Source organism: Spartobacteria bacterium UBA695, assembly GCA_002298145.1.
In the GTDB taxonomy this organism is placed as follows: domain Bacteria; phylum Verrucomicrobiota; class Verrucomicrobiia; order Chthoniobacterales; family Chthoniobacteraceae; genus UBA695.
On the sequence record DBMP01000005.1, the window covers coordinates 866 to 26433 of the forward strand.

Annotated in this window: 23 protein-coding genes; 4 read left to right on the plus strand and 19 right to left on the minus strand. The window is 62.2% G+C overall.

Annotated elements, in window-relative coordinates; translation table 11 throughout:
• From B2828_RS01710 to B2828_RS01730, 5 genes are all read right to left on the minus strand, one after another.
• On the minus strand, window positions 1–516 hold a 516-nt coding region (locus B2828_RS01710), incomplete at its 3' end, for an SAM-dependent methyltransferase (RefSeq protein ID WP_479631945.1).
• 13 nt (window positions 517–529) lie between these two features.
• A complete protein-coding gene (locus B2828_RS01715; protein WP_479631946.1) occupies window positions 530–2392 on the minus strand; it encodes a 4Fe-4S ferredoxin in 1863 nt (620 codons plus the stop codon).
• A gap of 100 nt (window positions 2393–2492) precedes the next feature.
• Window positions 2493–2702 (minus strand): helix-turn-helix domain-containing protein, encoded by a 210-nt coding sequence (locus B2828_RS01720; protein WP_479631947.1) that lies wholly within the window; start codon window positions 2700–2702, stop codon window positions 2493–2495.
• A 455-nt stretch (window positions 2703–3157) separates the two neighbouring features.
• Entirely contained in the window at window positions 3158–3550 is a 393-nt protein-coding gene (locus tag B2828_RS01725; protein ID WP_479632000.1) for a GxxExxY protein, read from the minus strand.
• 69 nt (window positions 3551–3619) lie between these two features.
• Complete coding sequence (locus B2828_RS01730; protein WP_479631948.1) at window positions 3620–5677, minus strand: acyl-CoA dehydrogenase family protein; 2058 nt, start codon at window positions 5675–5677, stop codon at window positions 3620–3622.
• A gap of 227 nt (window positions 5678–5904) precedes the next feature.
• On the opposite strand from B2828_RS01730, the gene B2828_RS01735 reads away from it, so the two are divergent.
• The gene (locus B2828_RS01735) at window positions 5905–6162 is read left to right on the plus strand and encodes a hypothetical protein (protein WP_479631949.1); all 258 of its coding nucleotides are present in this window, start codon (window positions 5905–5907) and stop codon (window positions 6160–6162) included.
• A gap of 118 nt (window positions 6163–6280) precedes the next feature.
• On the opposite strand, the gene B2828_RS01740 is transcribed toward B2828_RS01735, so the two are convergent.
• From B2828_RS01740 to ilvN, 4 genes are all read right to left on the minus strand, one after another.
• Window positions 6281–7354, minus strand: coding sequence for an inorganic phosphate transporter (locus B2828_RS01740; protein ID WP_479631950.1), 1074 nt, complete (start codon window positions 7352–7354; stop codon window positions 6281–6283).
• 22 nt (window positions 7355–7376) lie between these two features.
• Window positions 7377–8018, minus strand: a complete 642-nt coding sequence (locus B2828_RS01745) for a DUF47 domain-containing protein (RefSeq protein ID WP_479631951.1) — start codon at window positions 8016–8018, stop codon at window positions 7377–7379.
• A 210-nt stretch (window positions 8019–8228) separates the two neighbouring features.
• Window positions 8229–9254: a ketol-acid reductoisomerase gene (gene ilvC, locus B2828_RS01750; protein ID WP_479631952.1), complete on the minus strand. Its 1026-nt coding sequence runs from the start codon at window positions 9252–9254 to the stop codon at window positions 8229–8231.
• Between the two features lie 36 nt (window positions 9255–9290).
• The gene (gene ilvN / locus B2828_RS01755) at window positions 9291–9767 is read right to left on the minus strand and encodes an acetolactate synthase small subunit (RefSeq protein WP_479631953.1); all 477 of its coding nucleotides are present in this window, start codon (window positions 9765–9767) and stop codon (window positions 9291–9293) included.
• A gap of 188 nt (window positions 9768–9955) precedes the next feature.
• On the opposite strand from ilvN, the gene B2828_RS01760 reads away from it, so the two are divergent.
• The gene (locus tag B2828_RS01760) at window positions 9956–10378 is read left to right on the plus strand and encodes a hypothetical protein (RefSeq protein WP_479631954.1); all 423 of its coding nucleotides are present in this window, start codon (window positions 9956–9958) and stop codon (window positions 10376–10378) included.
• Window positions 10379–10819: 441 nt separating this feature from the next.
• Here B2828_RS01760 and leuS read toward each other — a convergent pair whose 3' ends face one another.
• Window positions 10820–13399, minus strand: a complete 2580-nt coding sequence (gene leuS / locus B2828_RS01765) for a leucine--tRNA ligase (protein ID WP_479631955.1) — start codon at window positions 13397–13399, stop codon at window positions 10820–10822.
• 66 nt (window positions 13400–13465) lie between these two features.
• Window positions 13466–14350 carry a DMT family transporter gene (locus tag B2828_RS01770; protein ID WP_479631956.1) on the minus strand — a complete coding sequence of 295 codons (885 nt, stop codon included), beginning with the start codon at window positions 14348–14350 and terminating at the stop codon, window positions 13466–13468.
• A 183-nt stretch (window positions 14351–14533) separates the two neighbouring features.
• Between B2828_RS01770 and B2828_RS01775 the strand changes: the two genes are divergently transcribed.
• The gene (locus B2828_RS01775) at window positions 14534–15784 is read left to right on the plus strand and encodes a hypothetical protein (protein ID WP_479631957.1); all 1251 of its coding nucleotides are present in this window, start codon (window positions 14534–14536) and stop codon (window positions 15782–15784) included.
• 464 nt (window positions 15785–16248) lie between these two features.
• Here B2828_RS01775 and tkt read toward each other — a convergent pair whose 3' ends face one another.
• Together tkt and B2828_RS01785 are read right to left on the minus strand one after the other, a co-directional pair.
• Window positions 16249–18231 carry a transketolase gene (gene tkt, locus B2828_RS01780; protein WP_479631958.1) on the minus strand — a complete coding sequence of 661 codons (1983 nt, stop codon included), beginning with the start codon at window positions 18229–18231 and terminating at the stop codon, window positions 16249–16251.
• Between the two features lie 118 nt (window positions 18232–18349).
• Window positions 18350–19261, minus strand: coding sequence for a glycosyltransferase family 92 protein (locus tag B2828_RS01785; RefSeq protein WP_479631959.1), 912 nt, complete (start codon window positions 19259–19261; stop codon window positions 18350–18352).
• Between the two features lie 116 nt (window positions 19262–19377).
• On the opposite strand from B2828_RS01785, the gene nth reads away from it, so the two are divergent.
• Complete coding sequence (nth, locus tag B2828_RS01790) at window positions 19378–20040, plus strand: endonuclease III (RefSeq protein WP_479631960.1); 663 nt, start codon at window positions 19378–19380, stop codon at window positions 20038–20040.
• Window positions 20041–20115: 75 nt separating this feature from the next.
• Here nth and B2828_RS01795 read toward each other — a convergent pair whose 3' ends face one another.
• From B2828_RS01795 to B2828_RS01820, 6 genes are all read right to left on the minus strand, one after another.
• Window positions 20116–20547 (minus strand): competence type IV pilus major pilin ComGC, encoded by a 432-nt coding sequence (locus B2828_RS01795; protein ID WP_479631961.1) that lies wholly within the window; start codon window positions 20545–20547, stop codon window positions 20116–20118.
• A gap of 416 nt (window positions 20548–20963) precedes the next feature.
• A complete protein-coding gene (gene tilS / locus B2828_RS01800; RefSeq protein ID WP_479631962.1) occupies window positions 20964–21896 on the minus strand; it encodes a tRNA lysidine(34) synthetase TilS in 933 nt (310 codons plus the stop codon).
• Between the two features lie 46 nt (window positions 21897–21942).
• Window positions 21943–23214, minus strand: a complete 1272-nt coding sequence (serS, locus tag B2828_RS01805) for a serine--tRNA ligase (protein WP_479631963.1) — start codon at window positions 23212–23214, stop codon at window positions 21943–21945.
• A 182-nt stretch (window positions 23215–23396) separates the two neighbouring features.
• Window positions 23397–23753, minus strand: a complete 357-nt coding sequence (locus B2828_RS01810) for a VOC family protein (RefSeq protein ID WP_479631964.1) — start codon at window positions 23751–23753, stop codon at window positions 23397–23399.
• 263 nt (window positions 23754–24016) lie between these two features.
• Complete coding sequence (rnc, locus tag B2828_RS01815) at window positions 24017–24802, minus strand: ribonuclease III (protein ID WP_479631965.1); 786 nt, start codon at window positions 24800–24802, stop codon at window positions 24017–24019.
• Complete coding sequence (locus tag B2828_RS01820; protein WP_479631966.1) at window positions 24799–25539, minus strand: hypothetical protein; 741 nt, start codon at window positions 25537–25539, stop codon at window positions 24799–24801. Before B2828_RS01820 ends, rnc begins: the two co-directional genes overlap by 4 nt.
• Between the last annotated feature and the right edge of the window lie 29 nt (window positions 25540–25568).

Consider the following 25568-nt stretch of genomic DNA (forward strand, 5'->3'; position numbering starts at 1 on the left):
GGCGAGAAGTTCCGGCAGCATGAGAAAGTCAGAGATGGCGTTGGCAAGGCACCCTTTGGCGACCTCTTCCGTGGGCGGTAGCTGCCGCCAGTAGGGCTCGCCGATGAGGATGATGCCCCCGGTGCGCAGGCTCCGCTCTAGAAGCTCGATGGTACCGGCGACGCCTCCGCCGATCCAGGTGGCCCCGACACAGGCAGCCACCCCGACCTTCTCCTCGGCAACATAGCCCGCAGCGTCGCCATGGATGAATTTGACTTGCTCGGCGACCCCGATCTCAACAGCACGGAGCTTTGCTTGCTCGGTGAACAGCGGGCTCATGTCGATGCCGGTGCCAATGACGCCGTGATCGCGGGCCCAGGTGCAGAGCATCTCGCCCGAACCGCTGCCAAGGTCGAGCACCCGGGTCCCCGGTTCCAGCCGCAACGCCGCGCCGAGCGTGGCGAGCTTTTCGGGGGTGATCGGGTTGTGAATGCGGTGAGCGCTTTCCGTGACGGTGAAGATCCGTGGAATGTCCATTTGTGGAAGAGGCCTAGTTCTCCGCCGAGTGCAGGCCGCCAGCGCCCGCTTTGAAGGCGATGATCATGCGCTCTTCGTCGCCGGGGCGGGCTTTGGAGCAGTTCCAGAGGCACGCGCCGCAGTGGACGCATTTCTCCCGGTCGAAGGCCGGGACGCCGCCCGCTTCGCCGGGGGCGATGGCCTGGCCGGAGCAGCCTTCGATGCAGATGCGCTCCTGGCAGGTGGCGCAAACCTCGGGGTGGGTGAAGACGACGTGGTCGGCGTAGCCGGGAGGGGCCTGGACTTTGCCGCCCAGCAGGAGCGAGTCCTGGTGGGAGATGAGGAGCGCGCCGTCGTAGGGGATGGCGGGCCAGCCCGCGCGTTCCATGAGCGCGCCGTGGAGCGGGAGCCCCTTGGCGGCGCAGTCGCGGCGGATGGCCTCGATTTCGTCAGCCGGGATGCGGCCTTTGTAGTATTCCTCCAGGGTGGGGATGCGCTTGTAGGGCTGGACGGGTTCGCCGCCGGGGTTGAGCACGCCGCCGGTCAGGCCGGTGACGGCCATGCCGATGAGGCCGGGGATGAAGCCTTTCTGGAAGCCGTTGCGCGATTTCTCGGCCACGCGCCCCTCGGTCTCGACCCAGCTCGCGCGGCGGCGGGAGACGTAGGCGGCTTCGAGGTTTTCTTTGGTAAAGGGTTTGCCCGCTTTGAGGAGTTCGATGACTCCCTCGGCCAGCTGCACGCCGCTGGCCCAGGCTTCGTCGACGCCGGAGCCGGTAAGGACGTTGGTGGTGCCGCTCCCCTCGCCGATGCGCGCGAAGCCGTCGCCCGCGAGGCGCGGTTCGCCGTGCAGGCCGCTTTCGCCGAGCGTTTTGGCCCCCCAGGAACGGAGCTTGCCCCCTTCGAGGTAGCGCCAGAGGTAGGGGTGGAGCATCCAGTGCTGGAGGTAGCGGTAGGCGGTGCGCACGGGGCTGTCAAACCAGGTGGGGACGAAGATGCCGAGCGAGGCGACGTTGTCGGGGTGGACGTAGAGGAAGCCGAAGATTTCGGGCTCGGGGTAGCCGAAGGTGTGGAGCACGGTGCCGGGCTTGAGCGGGGTGCCTTCGGGGAGATCGACGACGAATTTCATGCCGATGGCCCAGTCCCGGGCGCGGTGGCCCTCGGGCAGACCGAGGCGTTCGTCGAGCTGCGCGCCGATGGGGCCGACGGGGCCGTCGCCGATGACGGTGAGGGCGGCGCGGATATCCATGCCGGGCATGAAGCCGTCGGTGGGTGCGCCTGCTTTATCGACGCCCTGGTCGAGGAGCCGGACGCCGACGACTTTGCCGTCTTCGAAGAGGGCCTCGGAGACCGGGGTGCCGGGCCAGACCTGGACGGCTCCGGTGGCCTGGACCTGTGCGCCGACCCATTGCATGAACTGGCCGATGGAGAGGACGACGCCCGGTTTTTTATGAAGGAAGGGGGGGGTCCAGGGGAGGTCGAGGGCGGCGTGATCGACGGGGAGGGCCCACTTGAGGGCTTTGATGGCGGCATCGGCGGCCTTCATGAGGGCCGGGCGGCGGCTGGCGCCAGTGGGGTCCAGGAGGTAGAGGACTTTTTCGGCCTCGACGGGGGTGGCCATGGGGATGCCCGCCTCGTCCAGCTCGGGATAGGAGCCGCGGATGGCCCGGGCGCGGGTGACGACTCCCGAGACGCCGAAGCCGATGTCGTCGGCTCGCTCGTAGCACATCACTTGCGGAGGCATGCCGGGGATGGTGGTGCTTTCGACCGCCGGGGTGCCGTCTTCGTTGACCAGTTTTTTGGTCAACGTGGAAAGAAAGCCGCCCATGGCCGGGCCGAAGCCGACGCAGGCGATGTCTACGTCCATACGGGCGCGTTCGATGGGTGAGTCTGTGGTCATGCGGTTTGTGTGGGAGGGGGGAAGGAGGGGATATTCTCTCGCAAAGAGGCAAAGGCGCAAAGAAGGAATTTAATCAGGAACTCAAGAACTTGGGGAAGACCTATCGCCGCGAACCCTTGGCGGCCAGCGTCACGGCTTCCGCCAGATCAATTTCCAGAGCAACACTGATGCGGAAAAAGGTTTCGAGCGTTGGCTTGCGGATTCCGCGTTCGACGTAACTCAGCATTTGTTGGGAAATCCCGGCCCGTTCGGCCACGGCGCTCATGGTCAGGTTCTTGCGCAGCCGCTCTTCTTTGAAAATCCGTGCCATTGCGGCGCTAAATGAATGGACGGTGGAAGTCTTGAGCATTCACGCAGCATAAAAGAATGTCCGCTTGACAAGATACCTCACTATAGTGAGACTGCTTCCCTCGTTCCGAGGCCCTGGCACCACACCCTCCATGCGGTTCGCGTGGAGGGTGTGGAGTGGGCAAAAAATAGACAGATCCCCATGCCCCGCAGGTGTGGGGCTCCACGCGGCATGAAAAAGGGGGAATTCTATTCTCACGCAAAGGGTCCTGCCTTTCTTTGCGCCTTTGCGTCTTTGCGTGAGCCCTCTGCCTTTTTTTTAGGACACCTATTTTCGGCTTAGCCCTCTCGTTTTGTCTTGTTCCCCCTCGTTACGAATCCAGATTTCACAAGCCGCTGCAAAACAGAGTGCGGGTGCGAACGTGAAAAAAAGGCATTTAGTCTCACGCAAAGACGCAAAGGCGCAAAGGGTCGAGGCTACTCTGCGAGGCCATTTACGACGCGAAAAATTCCGTTCCTGATGACAGAGGAGCCAAAGTTGATTAGCAACCCCAGACGGGTCCCGGTCAGTCTGAGATAGGTCAGTAGTTGCTTCTTGTGTACCGGGGCGATGGTTTCGACGGATTTTAGTTCGATCAGCAATTTGTTCTGCACGACCATATCCGCGCGAAAGCCCTCGTCGAATTTGACGCCGTCATAAAAAATGGGCACCGGCTTCTGTCGCACCACGGTTAACCCTCTCTTTTCCAAAGCGCGAGCTAATACAACTTCGTAAACCGACTCAAGCAAGCCAGGGCCGAGTTCCTGGTGAATATGGAACGCTGCGTCGACTGCTATTTTGGCAATCTCGTTTTCGGGAAGATTGGGCATCGATTTCACACAAAGACGCGAAGAAGTCTGTCTTTCTTTGCGCCTTTGCGTCTTTGCGTGAGATAATTCCTAGAGCGGGTAATCGAGCGCCTCGGGGATCATCACCCGGGCGAGCGACTGCGCGGCGCGGTCTTTGGCGAGGCGCGATCCGGCGAGGCTGGCATCGAGGGCAGCGCGCTGGGCGGCGAACTCGGCGATTTCTGCCGGTTCGGCGTTGTAGCCGTAGACGAGCTCGGCGCAGATGCGCCCCGCTTCGCCCGCCGCCGTGGCCGCGTGGACATGGGCCAGGTCGGTGAGGAAGGCGACGGTGCCGGGCAGCCCTTCAGAGAGCGACGGATCGGCCGCCCCCTGCTCTTCGAGCCGGAGGACGTCGACGATCTGCTGACGCGTGGCCACCAGCCAGGAAAGGGCGTCGGCCAGCGGGAAGGTGACGCCCTGGCGGCTCTTGGCATAGAGCTTCGCGCCGTTGGCGTCTTTGGCGGTTTCCAGGTGGCGCAGGCTCCAGAGCCAGAGTTCCATGCCCTTGGCGAGCGCGGCCGCACCGGTGGCGGGCTTGGTGAGCGCCAAGGTATTGAGCTCCTCGATCCATCCCTCGAACTGCGTGAGGAAGAGGGCGTTGCTCATGGTGATGGAGAGCTGGAGGCGCTGGACGGCCTCGGGCCCTTCGTAGGTGGCTTCGAGCTGGGCATCGCCCCATTTCTGGAAGAGGAAGGCGGGGCAATCCTCGGTGATGCCGTAGCCGCCCATTAGGCTGACGGCCTCGCGCAGGAGATTCGCGCCGTGGCCGGTGTTCCAGAGCTTGGTGGCCGGGCAGAGGACGTTGGCCAGGGCGTCGATGCGGGCAAACTGGACGAGCGGATCGGCCTTGGAGAAGGCCTCTTCGCGTTCCCCGGCGGGAAGTTTGCACAGCTCGATGGCGTCGGCCTGGTTCTGCATGAGGACCTTGAAGGCGGCGCGGCCGGTGAGGCCTTTTTCTTCGAGGAAGCGGTCCTTGGTCTTTTCGTGCACGTCGACTTCGTCGTAAAGGCGCGCGGTGGCAAAGCCGAGGGAAGCGCCCGCTTCGCCGCCCGCCCAGATGTCGACCAGGCGGTGGAGGGCGTCTTCTTTCTGCTGGATGCCGAGTTCAAACCGGGGCGAACCGGGCTTGACGCCGTCGCCGCCACGGAAGCGGTTGCGCTGGTAGCGGATGACGGGCTCGATGGCGGAAAGGACCTTGGCGGTGGTCATGAGGCCGACCGGCACGCGGGTGCGCTTGAAGACGGCTTCGATGACTTCGCCGTGGGAGTATTTCGGAATGATGACGCCGTCTTTGACGGTGTAGCCGCCGACGATGCGGCTGGCGGGGACGGTGAGGTTGAACACCGGGTCGCGCGTGGAGGAGAGCTGGTGGACCATTTTCTTGGTCGGGACACCCCGGTCGAAGACGCCGGGATCGCTGGCCTCCAGGATGACCATGAAGCTGCCTTTGATGCGGGGATCGGTCGATTCGACGGCGGCGGTGACGACGTCGGCAAAGGCCATGCCGGTGATGAACCGGGCGCGCTTGTCGATGTGGAGGAGGGGCTCCTCGCCGTCGATCCACTGGGCGACTTCGGCCTTGCCACAGAGCATGCCGGTTTCAACACCGACAAAGGGGATCGGCTCGGTGAGCGCGAAGGCGGCGCGAATCTGCGGGCGCTCGTCGCCGGGCTGGCGCGGGGCGGCGAGGCCGAGGTAGTGGGCCCGCTGCTCGGGCGTGCCGCGTTCGTGGATGGGGGCCAGGCCCAAGTTGCTGGCGAGGCTGCTGGTGGCGGCACCGGCGTCCACCCAGGCGAGCTCGAAGGCCATCAGCGAAAAGGCGAGGTTCTTGGGCCCTTCGATGAAGCCGCCCAGCTCGACGTCGAGACCGGCGGCAGTGATGCCGCTCTCGTCGTAAACGGAGAGGAGCGAGGCCTTGGCGTCGGTCCATTCGTGGCTGTTGCGCACCCCCTCGGCGACGAGCCGGGCCACGGGGCCGCGGGCGACGCAGCGGGTGGACTGGACCAGCATGGCGAGGTCGTAGCGGTCGGCGAAGCCCCAGAGGATCTGGCGGACGCCATCGCCGGGCAAGGTTTGCAGGGTCGGAACAGAGGTATCGGTGCTCTCCATAAACGGATGTATAAAAAAAGGCGTGCAGGGGTTTACCTTTCCGTTCAGCGGGGGTTTCGCCCAAGCACAGGTTTCTACGAATATTATCTTCACGCGCGCGGCGCAAGCCAAAGCCGTGGAGAGCCGCCAACAATAGCGTACCTTCCCTTCTGGCAGCTTGACGATAAGCGGCAATTATTGTTTACTTAATTGTCACAAAGGCACAAACCACCCACCCCTTTACGGCCATGATCGAACTCGAAGTCTACGCTGCCGGTGTACGCGACCTGAAAATCATCCTGGAGCTGGATCATGCGCTCGAGACGATGGTAGGTCTGCACTACAAAATCGACCGGAATCACGATATCGTCTATTTCGAGATCGAGGAACCAAAGGTGAGCATTAAGGATCTGCTCAATGTGTTCCACCGCATCGGCTTGGTGCCGAGTGTGGTCGGGCAGGTGCCGCCCGAGATGGAGAAAAAGAAGACGCAGGTGCTCCGCTAGCCCAGCGCCGCCTTCGCAAGGCTGTCGCTAGCTGGATGCAAAAAGGGAGCGCTGGTTCGGCGCTCCCTTGCAAAAGTTATTTTGATGGCCGCCATTCGACGGCCTCGGCCAGAATTCCCTAGACGCCCATCAGGCGCAGGAAGTGGAACGCCGCCCAGCCCAGGAATGCCGTGGTCGGCAGGGTGAGCACCCAGGCCCAGACAATCCGCTGCACGACGCCCCATTTCACCGCGCTCAGGCGCTTGGTCGCGCCGACGCCCATGATGGAGGTGGAGATGACGTGGGTGGTGGAGACGGGGATGCCCATGGTGGTGGCAATGTGAATGACGATGCCAGCGGAGGTCTCCGCCGCAAAGCCGTGCACGGGCTGGAGGCGAACCATTTTATGCCCCAGGGTGCGGATGATGCGCCAGCCGCCGCCTGCCGTGCCTGCCGCCATGGTCAAGGCGCAGGCAATGATGACCCACTTATCGATGGAAAAGGTGGGGGTGCGCAGGAAGTGGAGGATGGGGGGCAGGTTGTCGAAGGCCCCGGTTTTGGTACCGGTGAAGAGGGCCAGGGCGATGATGCCCATGGTCTTTTGCGCGTCGTTGCCGCCGTGGCTGAAGCCCATGAAGGCGGCGCTGGCGAGCTGGGCCTTGCCGAAGATTTTCTGGATCAGGTAGGGCCGCATTTTCTGAAGCACGATGATGAGGACCATCATGATAATGGCACCGATGATGAACCCGGCCAGGGGCGAGGTGATCATCGGCAGGACGACCTTGGGCCAGAGGCCTTCGTGGGTGGTGTGGCCGGCTTTTTGGATGACCGAGGACCATTTCAGCACGGTCCAGTCGCCGCGAGTGGAGGCGACAGCCGCGCCGCAGAGCCCGCCGATGAGGGCGTGGCTGGAGCTAGACGGCAGGCCGAGCCACCAGGTGAGCAGGTTCCAGATGATGGCCCCCAGGAGCGCCGCGAAGACGGTCGGCATGGTGATAACGTGGATGTCCACGATATCCGCGCCGATGGTTTTGGCCACGGCCATGCCGGAGAACGCGCCGAGGAGGTTGCAGCCCGCGGCCATGAGGATGGCCTGGCGGGGGGTAAGGACCTTGGTGGAGACGACGGTCGCAATGGCGTTGGCGGCGTCGTGAAAGCCGTTGATGTACTCAAAGGCGAGCGCCGCCAATAGGACGAGCAGGAAAAGCGTCATGGCTGGTGATGTTCCCGCTCTGTTACGAGTATTTCAGGACGACCTGGAAGACGACGTTCCCGGCGTCGCGGCACCGGTCGATGGCTTTTTCGAGCAGCTCGTACATGTCCTTGAGGAAGATGGCGTCCTTGGCCTCGGCTTTGCCGTGGAAAAGCTCGCTCAAAAGCGAGGTCATGAAGCGGTCGGCATCGCCTTCGAGGGTCTGGAGCTGGGCGTATTCGTCCTCGACCTCCTCGACGTGCGGGTTGGTGCGCAGGGCGTTGACCATGGCGACGACGGTATTCGTGGCGGCTTCGAGCATGGCGACGTGCTTGATCATGCTTTCGGCGTGGTTATTGAGCGGACAGATGAGGAGGCGCTCGCCGATTTTCTCCATGGTCTTAGGCACGCGGGAGAGGGCGCTGGAGAGGGCCTCGATGTCCTCGCGTTCGAGCGGGGTGACGAAGGTGCGGCAGAGGGCGGTGGTGATTTCCTGGCTGATGCGCTTGTGCTTGCGGCGGCTTTGGGCAAGGAGTTCGAGGGATTCGTGGATGGCCCGGTCGTCGCCGATTTTTGGCATGAGGGCGCTCAGGATACGGGCGCTGTTTTGAGCCTCGCGGGCGCTGGCCTCGAGGAGGTCGTAGAATTTGTCATCGCGGCCGAAAAGTCGCTTAAGGAAGTTCATGGGTAAACCACAATCTTAATCAGAGAAAAGGAATCCTGTAAAGACGCCTCAGGGGAACCGGGATAGGGAAATGCAGTTTCCTCAAAGGAGGCTCAGTTCCTTGCCAGTGGATTGGCTTCCGGGGCTTCATCCCTTGCATTCCCACAAAAAAAAGCGCGATGGCTTTTTCGAGCCATCGCGCTTTTGCGTTAATCTATTGGAACCGGCTGCTTAGTAAGCGGCCTGGGCGCCCTTGATGTTTTTCTTGGAAACCCAGGGCATGAGCGAGCGCAGGCGCGCGCCGACTTTCTCGATCTGGTGCTTTTCACCAGCCTTGAGCAGCGCGTTGTACTTCTTGTATCCGCCTTCGTATTCTTTGATCCAGGTCTTGGCAAATTTGCCGTTCTGGATGTCTTTGAGGGCGGCTTTCATGCGCTTCTTGGTGCCAGCGTCGATGATCTGCGGCCCGACGGTGACGTCGCCCCACTTCGCGGTCTCGGAAATGGAGAAACGCATGCCGGCGATGCCGCTTTCGTTGATCAAGTCGCAGATGAGCTTGAGCTCGTGCAGGCACTCGAAGTAGGCCATTTCGGGAGCGTACCCGGCCTCGACGAGGGTCTCAAACCCGGCGGTGATGAGGGCCGAGGTGCCGCCGCAAAGGACGACTTGCTCGCCGAAGAGGTCGGTCTCGGTCTCTTCTTTAAAGCTGGTCTCGATGACGCCCGCGCGGGTGCCGCCGATGCCTTTGGCCCAGGCGAGGGCCACTTTCTTGGCCTTCTTGCTCGGGTTCTGGTAGATGCCGATCAGGGCCGGTACGCCTTTGCCTTCGGTGAACTGGCGGCGAACGATGTGGCCCGGGCCTTTCGGGGCGACGAGGATGACGTCGACGTCTTTCGGCGGGACGATGGTTTTAAAGTGAATGGCGAAGCCGTGGCTGAAGAGGAGCGTCTTGCCCTTGGTGAGGTTGGGGGCGACGTCCTGCTTGTATGCGGCGCCCATCTTGGTGTCGGGCACGGCGAGGAAAATGACGTCGGCCTTCTTGACGGCCTCGGCGGTGTCGAATACTTCGAAGCCTTTTTCTTTGGCGACTGCGCGGGATTTGCTCCCCGGGTAGAGGCCGATAATGACTTTGACGCCGGAGTCTTTAAGGTTGAGCGCGTGGGCGTGACCCTGGGACCCGAAACCGATGACGGCACAGGTTTTGCCTTTGAGGGCATCGAGGGTGGCGTCTTTGTCTGTATAGATTTTGGCGGACATAACTTCTGGTTGGTATTTAGTCGGGGGGGAAAAGTTTTATTGATGGCGGGAGACGGCGACTTTGCCCGTGCGGGTGAGGTCGCTGATCCCGAAGGGTTCCATGAGGAAGAGGAATTTCTCGATTTTGCTTTCGTTGCCGGTGACTTCGATGGCGACGTTGAGGTGCTGCACGTCGATGATCTTGGCGCGGAAAATGTCGCAAATTTGCATGACCTCGGCGCGGGTCTGCGGGTTGACGTTGACGCGCAGGAGTACCAGCTCGCGGTCGACGTAGTCGCCGTCGCGGAAGTCTTCGATCTCGATGACGTCGATGAGTTTGTTGAGCTGTTTGGTGACTTGTTCCAGGACGGCATCGTCGCCCATGACGACGATGGTCATACGCGACCGGCTCGGGTCGCGGGTCGGGCCGACATTGAGGGTGTCGATGTTGAACCCACGGCCACTGAACATTCCGGCGATGCGCGTAAGGACGCCAAATTTATTTTCTACCAATACCGAGAGTGTGTGACGCATGTGGAGAGAATCGCCAGTTTCTTCTACGAAGGGCACTTTCGTCAAATTTAAAAGTAGGAGGGCTGTTTGGAGATTAACCGAGAATTAACGATTTCGGGGGCTTATCTCAATCAAGGCTTAACAATTCAGGCGTCTATTGATGTGTAGGAACGAAACATTCCTCGTTAAGCCAAACATCACCAATGGTTATGAAACGTACAATACTCACGCTCGCCCTTGTGGCCGCAACCTCGGCAATTACTGCCCTCGCGCAGGACGCCACACCAACGCCGTCGGCAACACCCGCCGAGGGCCCGCGCCATCATCGCGAAGGCTGGAAAAATCACGAGGGGCCCGGCGGCCCTGGCGGTCCGCTGAGGGAGGCTTGGGAATCCCTGACGCCCGCCGAACGCGAGCAGCTGAAAGCCGCGCATCAGAAGGCTAAGGACGACCCCGCCGTAGTGGAAGCCCGCAACAAAGCCGACGCCGCTCGCAAGGCGTTACAGGAGGCTGAAAAGGCGGCGCTCTTGAAGGCCGATCCGTCCATCGGGCCGGTGCTCGATAAGCTGGAAGCGGCCCGTAAGGCTCACCGGCCGCCGGAAGGCGCCCCGGTTCCTCCCCCGGCCCCTTAAACAGGAAAAGTAGATTTGAGGGTAACTGCGCGGGAATCAAGGGGGACTTGGACACCCGCGCAACTCCACTCACGCCTGGGTCCTCCAGGTGTGGGTGTTACCCGATCCCCCAGCAAGTCGGAGCTAGGACCCCCGATTCGCTGTGGGGGTTGGGTAAACGCCGGAAGTGCATGAAGAAGCGCCTGCACTTCCGGCTATTTTTTTTGGAAACGGGCCCGCGAGGCTTAACCCCCGGCACCGACTGGGCTCACGGGCTCATCACGGGGCTCGTTACGAATCTCCAGATTCGTAACGCAGGTTGTCCAGGAATCTCCAGATTCCCCCCCCCACGGCTGCGAAACGGAGTTTCGCCACACACTGGCGTTCCCAATCTGGAGATTGGGAACGAGGCCAAAGACCAAGTTCTAGGTGCTCAGTATTAAGGGGATTTGGTACTAGAACCTATACCGCGACGATGTTCACGAGTTTGCCGGGGACGACGATGATCTTTTTGACGGTCTTGCCCGCGGTGAATTCCTGGACTTTGGCGTTGGCGAGCGCGGCGGCTTCGAGGGCGGCTTTGTCGGCGTCCTTGGAGACGGTGAGGCGATCGCGCACCTTGCCATTGACCTGGATGGGGATTTCCACCTCGTCCTCGACCAAGAGCGCGGGGTCGAACTGCGGCCACGGCTGATCGACGACCAGGCCCTCGAACCCGGCAAAACCGGCCCCGGCGAGGCGCGCCCAGAGCTCTTCGGTGAGGTGCGGGGCGAAGGGGTTGAGGAGGATTAGCAGGGTGCGGATGGCGGCTACGGGCCGGGGGGTGACGCCGGTAAAGGTGTTCACGTAGACCATCATTTGTGCGATGGCGGTGTTGAAGCTGAGGGCTTCGATGTCTTCGCCGACTTTCTTAATGGTAGCGTGGATGACGCGCTGCTGGGCGCGGTCGAGCGCGGCTTCGGCGGAGAGCGGCCCCAGCTCCCATTCGCTGGCCTGGTTCTCCTGCATGACCAAGCGCCAGACGCGGGCGAGGAAGCGCGAGACGCCTTCCACGCCGGTCATGCTCCACGGCTTGCTGGCTTCCAGCGGGCCCATGAACATTTCGTAAAGGCGCAGGGCGTCGGCACCGTAATCCAGGATCACATCGTCCGGGTTGACGACGTTGCCGCGGCTCTTGGACATTTTCTGCCCGTCCTCGCCCATGATGAGGCCTTGGTTGACCAGGCGCTGGAAGGGCTCGGGGGTGGAGACGTAGCCCAAGTCAAAGAGGACTTTGTGCCAGAACCGGGCGTAGAGGAGGTGAAGCACGGCGTGCTCGGTGCCGCCGACGTAGAGATCGACGCCGCCGGGCTTGGAGGTCGGTTTGCCGCCGCCCATCCAGTAACGCTCAGCTTCTTCGCTGACGAAGCGGCTGGCGTTGGAGGGGTCGCAGTAGCGCAGGTAGTACCAGCAGGACCCGGCCCATTGGGGCATGGTGTTGAGCTCGCGCGTGGCGGTTTCGCTGTAGCGAACCCACTCGGTGGCCTTGGAGAGGGGCGGCTCGGGGGTGCCGGTCGGCTTGAAGTCGGCCAGTTCGGGCTGGGTGAGCGGGAGTTCGCTCTCGGAAATGGCGCGGTGCTGGCCGTTTTCCCAAACGATCGGGAAGGGCTCGCCCCAGTAACGCTGGCGGGAGAAGAGCCAGTCGCGCAGTTTGAAATTGATGGTGAGCTTGCCCAGGCCGCGCTCTTCGAGCCACGCGCCCATTTTCGCTTTTGCTTCGGCGGTTGGGAGGCCGTTGAGGAAGCCGGAGTTAACTGCGGTGCCATGCTCGCAGAAGCCGAGCGATTCCTCGGGCGTTTTGCCGGGGGCCTGGACGACGGGCTTGATGGGCAGGCCGAATTTCTGCGCGAACTCGTAGTCGCGCTCATCGTGGGCGGGCACGGCCATGATCGCGCCGGTGCCGTAGCCCTGGAGCACGTAGTCGGCAATCCAGATGGGGATTTTCTCGCCGTTGACGGGATTGATGGCGTAGGCCCCGGTGAAGACGCCCGATTTTTCCTTGGAAAGCTCGGTGCGCTCCAAGTCGCTCTTGCGGGCGGTCTTGGCGCGGTATTCGCGCACGGCGGGCCATTGTTCCTCGGTGGTGATGCGGTCGACGAGGTGATGCTCGGGGGCCACGACCATGTAGGTCGCGCCAAAAAGGGTGTCGGGCCGGGTGGTGAAGACGGTGACGGTCTCCGCGCCGCCTTCGAGCTGGAATTTCACTTCCGCCCCCTCGCTGCGGCCGATCCAGTTTTCCTGGAGAAGCTTGATGGACTGCGGCCAGTCGAGCCCTTCGAGTTCGTCGATGAGGCGCTGGGCAAAGGCGGTGATGCGGAGCATCCATTGGCGCATCGGTCGGCGCTCGACGGGGAAGCCGCCGACCTCGCTCTTGCCGTCGATGACTTCCTCATTGGCCAGCACGGTTCCCAGCTCGGGGCACCAGTTCACCGGGGCCTCGGAGACGTAGGCCAGGCGCACGCGGTCGGGGTCGGAGCCCGTGTAGGTGGAGATCGGCTCGGCCTTGTTCGTAGCGGGGTTGAACCAGGCGTTGTAGAGCTTGAGGAAAATCCACTGGGTCCAGCGGTAATACTCGGGGTTACTGGTGGCGATTTCGCGCGACCAGTCGTAGCCGAAACCGATTTTTTTCAGCTGCGCCTTGAACCGGGCAACGTTCTGGGCCGTGGTCACGGCGGGGTGCTGGCCGGTCTTGATGGCGTACTGCTCGGCGGGCAGGCCGAAGGAGTCCCACCCCATCGGGTGCAGGACGTTGAAGCCGTTCATGCGCTTGTAGCGGCCGATGATGTCGGTGGCGGTGTAGCCCTCCGGGTGGCCGACGTGCAGGCCCGCGCCGCTCGGGTAGGGGAACATGTCGAGGACGAAGAACTTGGGCCGCGAGGGGTCAAAGCCGGGTTCGCCGGGATTGGCCACGCGGAAGGTCTGGTGCTCGTCCCAGTAAGCCTGCCAAAGGGGCTCGAAGAGGTCGAAAGGATACGGTTTGCGCCGGTCGCTGCTGCTGCTCATAGAAAAGGAGCCCCACCATGAAAGAGTCGGGGCCAGAGGAAAAGGCAAAAATGCGGAGGGGAAAACCTAGACCCGCTCGGGAAGCACGTGCCGTTCGGAAAGAAGGATGCCCACACCGAGGGCCATCAGGGCGGCGGCGGCCAGGAGGTGGGGGGTGACGGGTTCGCCCAGCACAGCCACCGACGCGGCGGCTCCGACAAACGGGGCGGTGGCAAAGTAGGCGGCGGTGCGCCCGGCCCCGAGCCGCTGGATGGACATGACAAAGACCAGCAGCGCAATGCCGTTGCTGCACGCGCCGACCAGCAGGGCCGCACCGGTCAGGCTCCAGCCGATGCTCGAACCGACCCGACCCACGCCGAGCGGGAAAAGAAGCAAGGCCGCGAAGAGTCCTTTGAAAATAGCGAACTGCGCGGGCTCAACGCCTTTCAGCTGAGCGGTACAGTTGTTGTCGATGGCCCAGCAGAGGCAGGCCCCCGCGACGGCGAACCCGGCCAAAACGCGCCCCTGCCCGCCCCCCTCATGCAAGGAAACGACGATGCTCCCGAGGGTCACAAGCGCCAGGCCCACGAGGAAACGCACGCCGACTTTCTCCCGGAAAAAGAGCCAGGCGATGAGCGTGGTAAAGGGGGCCTCCAGGTTAAGGAGCAGCGCGGCGGCGGAACCCGGGGCGTGGGAGATGCCCCAAACGAGCAGCACGGGAGCCATGGCTCCGCCGATGAGGGTCGATCCGGCAAAGGGGAGCCGGTTTTCGCGGGTGACGAGCGGGCCGATGCGCCAGCGCACCCGCATGACCGCCGCCACCCCGAGCCCGGAGCCGAGGCTGATCAGCGCGCCGAGCCAGATGGGATCGACCGCGCCAAAGAACAGCTTGATGAGCGGCGTTCCCGCCCCAAAGAGAAGGGCGGCAAGCAGCGCGAGCAAAGCGCCCTGGCGGTGACGGGTCTGCGGCATGGAGGCTCGAAGCTAAAGGTCGGGGGCGCAATTGCCAACTCTTTCGCCAAAACGAGCATTGGCAAACCGCGGCCCATTCCCCATATTCGGTTCTGCGATGACTTTCCCGGCTCCGGCTTTGCGCTTTTGCACTTTCCGTCTGGCCACGATGGAGGTTCCCCCCCGGCCCACCGCTTTAAAGACATGAAAGCCTTTCCCCTCTGCCTGGCGGTTCTCTTTTGCGGGCTCTCCGCGCTGGCGGCGGGCGAGGTCTCCACCTCCGGCACCGGCTCCGGCGAAGGGGCTTGTTTCCACTCCTACAACCGGAAATGGGAGCTGTGGGCTAGCTGGACCACTGAGCACCGCAGCTCCTCGGACTGCCATCTCGTCCACACCCCCTCGGGCAAGTCCTACCCGCTGATGATCTTTGGCAAACCCCAAGATATGGACGCGCTTTGGAGCCCGGACGAGCGCTATGTCGCGATTTTCGACGGGACGGAGACCCAGGTTTTCTCGCTGGAAAACGATAAACCCACGGCGCTCGGCAGCCCGTACCGGCACGGGCTGGAGGGCGGGGAGCCGTTCGAGGTTTCGCTGCTCAAGGAGAAGGAGAAGCCGCGCTTTGACCCCAAGGACGAGGGGACGCTCTGCACGGTGCGCCCCCGGCAGTGGGCGGGCGCGCAGGACCTGGTATTCGCCTGTGATTTAAAGGGCAAACTGCGTGCGACGAGCAGCCAGCCCACGCAAACCCTGCACGTGCTGGCGGCGGTGACGATCCGCGTGGGGCAGCCGGGCAAGGAGCGCATCGTGAGCGGGAAATACGAGGCCTACGACATCGGCGAACCAACGGCCTTCGGGCCGCCACTCGCGCCCATTCCCATGGCCCGCCCGGATCAGGCACCCGAGGGGCTCCAACCGGACCAGGAACCGGAGGCGCGCGGCTTGCAGCTCGTCCACTATGGCGACGGGCAGGGCCGCCACGAAATCTGGTTGAAAGACTACGCGGCGAAGCAAATGACGCGGCTCTATGAGTACGACCGAAGCGCGATGGCTTCCCTCTCCGGAGATGGCAACACGGTGGTGATCACCGACCGCTTTGCCAGCAATGCGTCGAAGATTGCCCTGCTGCTGAAGGATCAGCAGGGGCGCTGGCACCAGGTGAACACGGACGGGGTCGCGCAGGCGGGGCTGGAGCTCATGCGGCAGGTTTTCTCGCTTAAGAAGACGCCGAATATCGACCATCTCTACTGCAACGTGCCCGAGCCGCCGGAGGACGGCTCCCAGGTAATCGACGTGGTGATCTGGGGCTACGAAAGCGGCGTCCAGAATCTGGACCACTGGTTCTTCAGCTACGATCTGGCGGCGGGGAAGGCGTTCGTTGCCGACGAGGCAGCCACCCGCAAGGCTGGCCTGCCACTGCACCCGATGAGCCGCGCCGAGGCCCGGGAGAAATAGAAAAACGGCGGTCGCAGCGGTCGAGGAGAGAATTACTTTTTGAAATACTTCAGCAGACTACTGACCTTTTGTGGAATCAAATCGTTGAGCGTTACACCAAGCACTCTTGCAATAAGGAGCAGTTTGCGTCCTCGTTCCCAATCTCCAGATTGGGAACGTCTGTGGAGGCGAATTTCTGATTCGCAGCGGTGGGGGAATCTGTAGATTCGCAACGAGGAAAAACGAGGGAAAAGTGAACTCCACAAAAAAATTTTAAGAGAATTGCATTTTGTGCCACTAGTGGCACCCGTTTCGTTTTTTTATCTAGTAATATCCACGTTGCCCTGGGAAGCCCCGCGCCAAAACGCGGCCGGACGCGGAGAATCACCCGTTGATTCTCCGCGTCTTTTTTCCCCTCACCGGGCACAAAAAAACGGCAGCCAGTTTCCCGGCTGCCGTTGAATTTTTTTACCGTGGGCGGGCTGCTATTTGAGCGCCTTGACGGTGGCGACGACGTTCGCGGCGGTCATGCCCAGGATTTCCATGACCTGGTTGCCCGGGGCGCTGATGCCGAAGCGGTCGATGCCGATCACGGTGCCGTCGAGCCCAACGTATTTGTACCAAAGGCCGGTGACGCCCGCTTCGATGGCCACGCGGCGGCGGCTCGAAGACGGTAACACGGATTCTTTGTACTCGGCGCTCTGGCGGTCGAACCGGAACATGCTCGGCACGGAGACGACGCGCACGCCCGCGCCCAGCTCTTTGGCGGCGGCGACGGCGTGCTGCACTTCGCTGCCCGCGGCCAGGAGGATCAGCTCCAGCGGGGCGGTTTCCCGGACCAGCACGTAGGCTCCCTTGGCCACGCCTTCGCGGCGGGCTTCCACGGGGGCGAAGCTCAGGTTCGCCACGGCCTGGCGGGTGAGGATGAGGGCGGTGGGGCCGTCGAGGCGCTGGTAGGCGGCGGCAAAGGCTCCGGCGGTTTCCTCGGGGTCGGCGGGGCGGATGACGTCGAGGTTCGGGATGACCCGCAGGCCGCTGACGGTCTCCACGGGCTGATGGGTGGGGCCGTCCTCGCCCACGCCGATGCTGTCGTGGGTGAAGATGTAGCCGACGGGCAGCTTGGCCAGTGCGGCGACGCGGATGGAGGGCCGCAGGTAATCGGCGAAAACCAGGAACGTGGCGCCCGAGGGACGGAAGATGCCGTCGTAGGCGATGCCGTTCAGGATGCCGCCCATGGCATGCTCGCGGATGCCGTAGCGGACGTTGCGCCCGGCGTAGTCGGCCTGCGACCAGTCGCCCCCGCCCTGGATGTAGTTAAGGGTGGAGCCGTAGAGGTCGGCGGAGCCGCTGACGACGAGCGGAAGGGCCTGGGCGATGGGCTGGAGGACGTCGCTGCCTGCTTTGCGGGTGGCGATTTTGGCATCGGCCGGGAAGGCGGGGATGCGGGAGGCGAGGTCGGCGGGGATTTCCTGGGCGACGCCGCTATCGAGCAGGGCGGCTTTGTCGGGGTTGGCGGCGCGCCAAGCTTCGTAGGTGGCCTTCCAGGCTTCGTAGTCGGCCTGGCGGGCTTTTTTGACGTCGGAGAAATACGCTTTGGTGTCGCAGGAGACGTAGAAGGAATCCTCCGGCAGGCCGAGGCCTTTCTTGGCGGCTTGGGCGAACTTCGCACCGCCTTCGCCGTGGCCTTTGCTGGTGCCAGCGACTTCGGGGATGCCCTGGCCGATGACGGTCTTGGCGATGATGATCTGGGGCTTGCCGCTCTTGGCGTTTCTGGCCCGTTCAAAGGCGGCCAGGAAGGCTTCGATATCGTGGCCGTCGACGGTCTGAACGCCCCATTGGAGGGAGCCGAAGCGCTTGGGCGTTTCGTCGTTCTGCGAGGCGTCGGCCATGGCGTCCAGGGTGACGTCGTTGGAATCGTAAATGAGGATGAGGTTATCGAGCCCGGCGTGCCCGGCAAAGGCGCACGCTTCCTGGGCGACGCCCTCCTGCATGCAGCCGTCCCCGGCCAGAACGATGACTTTCTGGTTGAAAATGGTGTGCTCGGGGGTGTTGAAGCGGGCGGCGGCCATTTTGCCGGAAACGGCGTAGCCGACGGCGTTGGCGATGCCCTGGCCGAGCGGGCCGGTGGTGGCTTCGACGCCCGGGGTCTCGCGGAACTCGGGGTGGCCGGGGGTCTTGCTGCCCAGCACGCGGAAGTTGCTCACTTCTTCGATGGAAAGATCGTACCCGGCGATGTGGAGCCAGGAGTAAAGGAACATGGAGCCATGCCCGGCGGAGAGGATAAAGCGATCGCGGCCCAGCCACTTTGGCTCGGAGGGGTTATACCGCAGGGCCTCGCCAAAAAGGGCGGCACCAATCTCGGCGCATCCCAGCGGCAGCCCGAGGTGCCCGGAGGAACATTTGTGGACGGCGTCAATCGCCAGACCGCGCGCTTCGTTGGCGGCTTGTTTCAGACTTTCGAGTTTCATTAAGAACAATGGTTGGGTTTGAAGAAGAGGATTTTGGATCAGGCTATGAAGAGCTGGGGGGAAGTCAACGTTTTAGCTTTTTTAAGCACCTTTACAGTAAACCTCGGCGTCCGACAGGCTAGCACAAGACGCCCCGCGCGGCCAGGCGGGCTTTGAGCTCGGCTTCGTAGCGGAGGATGGCGCGGTCTTCGACGGCGTTCATCGTGGCGTCGTTCTCGCGCCAGGTATCCATGGTGCGCGGGTTCTCCATGCCCCAGCGGTCGACGTAGCCGCGGCCGAATTTCGCCAGGCCGTCTTCGTAGGATTTGGACCAGTAATGGTTGATCCGGAGGATTTCGTTGACCGGCCCGGGCCCTTTGGAGGCGGAGACGGGCCGGAACTGCTCATCGACGGCGCTCTGGCCATGGCGGTAGAGCCAGTAATGCGTGGAGGGCTTGGCGCGCAGGATCCGGCGTGGGTTGACGATGCTCTTGATCAACCGGAAGGGCTGCTCCTGGGCGCGGGTGTAGTTGCTGATGACGAGGCCGGGGGGCCGGGTGCGGTGGCCGCTGGAGCCGAACATCCGCCAGTAGACAGCTACGGCGGGATGGGCGCGGTACGGTTCGAGGGCCTCGGCGAGGGAGGGGGCTTTGACGGGGAAGAGGAATTCGTCGTCGTCGAGGAAGGCGATCCACTGGGCGAATTTCCCGTACTGGGCCACGCAATGCTCTTCGGCTGACGGGCTGGCGGGGACCCGGGGCCACTCGTGGAGGGTGACGAGGCCGTCGCGCAGGTACGGAGCCAGGGCGCTTGAGTAGTCGTCCTGTGAGTTGTTGTTGTAGAGGTAGAAATGCTCGACACCCACGAGGTGGTGGAACTCCAGCCACTCGGGCAGATAGCGGGCGGCGTTTTTGAACCGCAGGCAGGCGGCGACGCGGTAGCGGATCTGGCGGCGGCTCCGGAAATCGGTGACGGCGCGCGAGGCGCTCCCGAGCAGCTCGCGCTTGAATTTGAGCTTTAGCTTGCGAAGGGCGGGGAAGAGAACGGGCATTCTCTCGATTCGTATCCGGAGGGCTCGCCGCTCGGAAAAAAAAGCCGCTTCCGGCGCTGCCTTCGGGGTGATTCTGTGCGATGCTTCCGAAAACACAGGCAATCTTTATCCCATCCATGAACCGATCTGAACGCATCACCGCGCTGCTTAAAGTCCTCCCGAGTGTCTACCCCAACGCCCATTGCGAGCTGGTCTCCGACAATCCCTTCCAGCTGCTCATCTCGACGGTGCTCTCGGCTCAGTGTACGGACAAGCGGGTAAATATGGTGACGGAAACGCTTTTCAAGGATTACCCCTCGCCCGCGGCTTTCGCCAAGGTGAGCCAGGAGGACCTGGAAGATGCGATCCGCTCCACCGGTTTTTTCCACAATAAGGCGAAGAACATCCGGGCGCTCTGCGCGGCACTGATCGAACGCTACAATGGCCAGGTGCCCGCCGATATGGAGGCGCTCACCGCCCTTCCAGGGGTGGGCCGCAAGACGGCTAACGTGGTCCTGGGCAACGGCTTCGGGCTCAATGAAGGGGTGGTGGTGGATACTCACGTGGCCCGGCTCTCCGGGCGGCTGGGGCTGACGAAGGAGACCGATCCCGCAAAGATTGAGCAGGATCTCATGGCGCTGGTGCCGCGCGCTGATTGGACGAACTTTAGCCACTGGCTGATCTGGCATGGCCGCCGCCGCTGCGCCGCCCGCAACCCGGACTGCGCCGGATGCGAGTTGAAGGACCTCTGCCCCAGTGCCTTCAAGGTGGGCAAGGACGGGAAGGTTGCTGGGAAATAGCGCTTCCAAGGCACAAAAAAAACCAGCCGCCCGTTTCCAGGCGGCTGGTGTTAAGTTCAAGAGTCTATCCAAGGACTACTTATCGGTAGAAGCAAACGGCAGCCAGAAGTTGGTGCCGTCAACAACGCTCTTGTACCGGGCATAGGTAGCGTCCGGAACCGTCAGAGTTCCGCCAACAGTTGCTGAAGTAAAAAGCGTATTGCTCCCGGTATCGTATACCGTTCCATTCGTCAACTGAGTGGCCAGCACGGAGTTGGACTTTACATACGAAGCCAAGTTGGCAGCGGCGATAGTGCCGCCGGTCGCGATGTTCTTCTCCAGCGTGTACTGGTCAATCGCTGCGTCAATCAGCTGGAGGCTGGTTTTATCTGCGGTGGCCTGCGCGCGCAGACGAGCCCGCATAATGTTCGGAGCGGCGAGCGTCGCCAGGAGGGCAATGATCGCCACGACAATCATGATTTCCACGAGGGTGAAGCCCCCGCGAGTTTGTTTGATTTTCTGGAGCATATTTTTTTTGGTGGTTGAGTTGGTGGTGCCAGCCCACTTGCCGACGCCTACGGGAGTTATAAAAGCATCTCGTGCGCCCATGCAATGCCAGCTTTTGTTTTTCCCATGGCACGGTGGCCTGTGACACTAGGTAATAACAAGTTCTACAGAGGGATACGCTCTGCCCGGCTGGAAAATATTTCTGGCGGTTTGGTGAAATTGTTATCTCATTTGCGAGGTTGCTTTTTCAAAAATGGGAAATCTCTCGTTTTTGCTCTCATTTTTACCCCTTTTCCGGGCCCCGGCTCCGATTATAATTTCCTCAAATTTCCGGTTGCAAATAGAGCAGAATTTATTATCTTTACACCTGTTTCCCCTATGAAAGAAGGCGCAAGGTTTAGACACCTTGCGCCTTCTGTTTTTTACAGGTTTGCTTCCTATTCCAGGAAGAGCCGCTTGGCACGGCGGCGGGCATGACGATCCCCCGGCAGGTTCACCTTGGCAACGGCCCCCGGCTCCAGGAGCGAACGGACACTCTCGACTTCCTCAAATCCGGCATTTGGCACACCGTTCTGGCGTAGCCAGGCGAGAATCTGGCGGCGCTGCCACGCAGCAGGCTGGGCTTTGAGCACTGGCGTGGGCAGTTCCGCTCCTGTCTGAGCCGGGCCCATCAAGGCGGAGAGCCATGTTTCCTCGTCCCGCAGGATCGCGGCAACGCGCCAGACGGCCCCGCGCACGTCACGGCCAAAAACGGCCTCCAGCGCGGGGATGAGATCGTGCCGGATGCGATTGCGTGTGTGTTGGCGGCTTTCGTTGCTGGCGTCTTCGCGGAAGGTCCAGCCGTTCTGGGTTAAATAAGCATCGATCTCCTCGCGCCAGACGCCGAGCAGCGGCCGCAGTAGGCGCAGCCGGACGCCCCCCTCGATGCGTTCGCTATCTGCGCTCATGCCGCCCAGGCCAGCCCGCCCCGAACCGCGAAAGAGGTTGAAAAGGACGGTTTCCACCTGGTCCCCGGCGTGGTGGGCCAGAAAAAGCGTTCGGCATCGGCGACGGCGGGCCACCCGGGCGAAAAACGCGTAACGGGCATGGCGGGCGGCGGTTTCGATGGATTCGCCGGTTTCCCGGGCCACTTTTGCCGCATCGATCTTTTCCGTTTCAAGCTCCAGCCCGAGCCGCCGGGCCAGGCTGGCAACGAACCGGGCGTCCGCCGCCGAGGCTCGGGCGCGCAGACCGTGGTCGAGGTGGCAGACGATGAGGCGCGTGAACCCGGCCTCGATGAGCGCGTGAAGCAGCGCCACGGAATCGCGCCCCCCGGAAACGGCCACCAGGTAGCGGGCCGTCCGGGAAAGGGGGGGCAGGTCGAGGTTCATCCCTCTTTTTTAGCCGCAAAAAGGCGCAAAAGGCACAAAAACCTGCCTACCGGATCTCCGCCGAACCGAAGTAGGGCTGGAGCGCCTCGGGGATTTTGATGCTGCCGTCGGCCTGCTGGTAGGTTTCCACCAGCGCGACGAAAAGGCGCGGCATGGCGGTCCCCGAACCGTTGAGGGTGTGGACGAAGCGGTTTTTGCCTTCCGAATCCTTGAATTTCAGGTTCATCCGGCGGGCCTGGAAGTCGGTGTAGTTGGAACAGCTCGAAACTTCGAGGTAGGCGTTCTGGCCAGGCGCCCAGACTTCGATGTCGTAGGTGCGGGCCGAGCCGAAGCCCATGTCGCCGGTGCAAAGTTCGATGACCCGGTAGTGCAGGCCCAGGAGCTGGAGCACTTTTTCGGCGTTGCCGGTCAGTTTCTCCAGTTCGTCCCACGAGGTCTCAGGCGTGGCGAGCTTGACCAGCTCGACTTTGTCAAACTGATGCACGCGGATGAGGCCCCGGGTTTCGCGGCCTGCCGAACCGGCTTCGCGGCGGAAGCACGGGGTGTAGGCCACGAGACGCTTGGGAAGCTCGGCCTCGGCGAGGATCTCCTCCCGGTGAAGATTGGTGACGGGGACTTCCGCCGTGGGCGCGAGGAAGACTTCGCCGTTTTCGAGGCCGTACATGTCTTCCTCGAATTTCGGGAGCTGGCCGGTGCCGACCATGGAGTCGCGCCGGATGACAAAGGGGGGGCTGACTTCGAGGTAATCGTGCTGCCGGGTGTGGAGGTCGAGGCAGAAGTTGATGAGCGCCCGTTCCAGACGCGCACCAGGACCGGTGAAGCAGATGAACCCGCTGCCGCTGATTTTGGCGGCCCGTTCGGGGTCGAAAAGATGGAGCTTGGCCCCGAGTGCGACGTGGTCGGCGGGGGTGAAGGCGTACTCCGGCTTGGTCCCCCAGACGCGGACTTCGGGGTTGTCCTTGGCGTCGACGCCGATCGGGTTTTGATCGTAGGGGAGGTTGGGGAGCTGGAGGAGGAGATTGCGCTGGGCTTCGTCGGCCTGGGCGGTTTCCTCGTTAAGCTTGGTGATTTCCTCACCGATGCCGCGAACCTGCGCTTCGAGCTCCTCGGAAGGTTCTTTTTTGGCCCGTTTCGCGCCGATTTCTTTACTCAGGCGTTTCCGGTCGGCGTTGAGCTGTTGGAGCCGGGTTTCGAGTTCGCGGCGGCGGCGGTCGCACGCCAGAATCTCGTCGATTTTAAGGTGCGCGTCGCCGTTGCGGGTGGCGAGCCGTTCGCGCACGTAATCGGGTTTTTCGCGGATGAGCCTGATGTCGAGCATGGTGCGTAGAGAATAGCGGCTTGGCCCGGCACGACAACGGAAAATTGGGATTTTACCGCAGTCCCCATGCCCCACGCTGGCGGATAAAAGGCATTGGGCTCACACAAAGCCGCGAAGCCGCAAAGAGGTGGGAACTCTTCCCTTCGCCTTTTTGCGGCTTTGCTCTTTTGCGCGAAAAAATCCTACTTTTTATGCTGATGGATGGTGACTTTATTCCCGTCGGGGTCTGCGACGACGGCCATGCGACAGACGGGCGTGTCAAAAAGATCCTCGAAAAACTCGACGCCGTTGAGCTTCAAGCGGGCCACGGTATCGTCGATGTCGTCCACCTCAAACGCGGCCACGGTCCCCTGGTTGGAGGGTTTCCACTCCGGCTGCATGTCGGTGATGGCGAACGTTCCGCCGGGAAGCTCGTACTCTACCCAATGGCCCTCGACGGCCTCGTGGGTGGATTTCAGGCCGAGGATGCCTTCGTAGAAAGTTTGGGCCCGGCGCATATCGGTGACGGGCGTGGCGACAAATGCGAGTTCGGTGATCATACGAGTGGGAAACGAATGCGGTGTTTAGGTTCGATGCGGAAGAATTGTGCTTTCGGGAAATCCGCTGGGTTGGCCAAAGTTATCCCCGACGTTCTTAAGATGATTTTATTTTTTTAAATAGAACTTCTTAATCTTCATTGTGTGAATAACCCGCCTCGGGAGCGTTCCACATCGGACTGGGGCCGGTTCCACGCGGAAATAAACCGGTGAAGAACTTGGAGGCAAACCGGGAACGGTGACCAAGAACTCCCGGGACCCCGAAGTTAATCCCGCTTATTCGCAGTTGTTGGGGCGTTATCCCCAACGTTATCCGCCTCCCAAAGCCGGGCTGTGAGTGCGTTGATGGCGGCATCGACTTCGGCCTCTTTTTTACTGCTGCCGCTGCCATGGCCGAGGGAAATCCCGTTCCAGTTGACGACGGCGTCAAAGTGCTTCTGGTGCTCGGGGCCGGACTGTCCCACGATGTCGTAGGAAGGGCTGCGCGGCGAGAGGGCCTGGAGGATCTCCTGGAGGCGTCCCTTGGGGTTCACGTCCACGGGCTCGTGCTGGAGGTTCTGGATATCCGGCTCGGCTTCGCGCAGGACGAACTGCCGCACGATCTCCAAGTCGCTATCCAGGTACATGGCGCCGATCAAGGCTTCAAACGCGTCGGCCAGGGCGGAGGCGCGCAGGCGGCCGCCGCTGGATTCCTCGCCACGGCCCATCATGAGGTACTCGCCGATGCCGATGGCGATGGCGTGGACTTTGAGGCCTTCGCGGGAGACGAGCCGCGAGCGCATTTTGGTGAGGTGCCCCTCGGGGAGCGTCGGGAAACGCTCGAAAAGATGCTTGGTAAAGATGAGCTGAAGGACGGCGTCGCCCAGGAACTCAAGGCGCTGGTTGTCGAAATGATGGCGCTGAGTCTCGTGGCCCAGGGAGGGGTGGGTCAGCGCTTCGGCTAGGAGAAGCGAGTTGCGGAATTTATACTGAATCCGCTTTTCCAGGGGATTCATGAAGCTCGGCGGTGGGAGGTCGGGCGGGGGCGGTGCAGACGCTAACAAATCGGTCATTGGGGTTCTGGGTGTTCATCCAACCCAAACGCTTTGGCGAACTCCTGGACAGACGCGAGCATGGAGTTCAGGAAAATCGACACGGTCGTGAAAACGGCGGCATGTTCCTCGCGCGAAACGGCGATCCGTTCGCCCGGGTTCCACGTCCGCTGGTAATCGGCCAACCGCGGCTCCTTCTGGCCTTCCGCGGGAGGTTGGATGACTTTGAGTTGCAGGGTGATGGCGCCGTTTTGCGGAACGACACCTCCGGTATGTATAAAATTGTAATGCAACGCGTGGAGGCTCTGCATCTGCGGTTCGAGGGGAATCGAGAGGCTGTAGCGTTCCTTGAGGTGCTTGAGACGCGCTGGAATGTCGACTGACCCCGTCTCGGCGTTGATTTCCGCGGCCAATGAGGCGAGATCGCCGTTTCCGGATTGCTTGGCGACGTTGAATGAAACGAGGCCGCAGATTTTCCGGATATCCTCTAGGAAAACTTGGTTGAGCCCCAGGATGTCGCCCAGGCTGCTTTTGAAATTCCACCGGGCGGCTTCGGCGCGCGCGGACTCGAAGTTGAGCCGAAAGGGGGTGGAGGGCAGGCCGGCTACGGACCGGAAGACTTCCTCGTAACCGGCTTCGGTAACCACCCGGGCACCCGCCCAGGTAAGGACCATCAGGTCGCCAAGGTGCTGGAGTGCGCCGACGTAACGCCGGCCGATATCGTTCAGGCTGATGGTCTGGGGTGCGGGGTCTGACATAAAAAACTTGGTCAACGCATAGGACAACG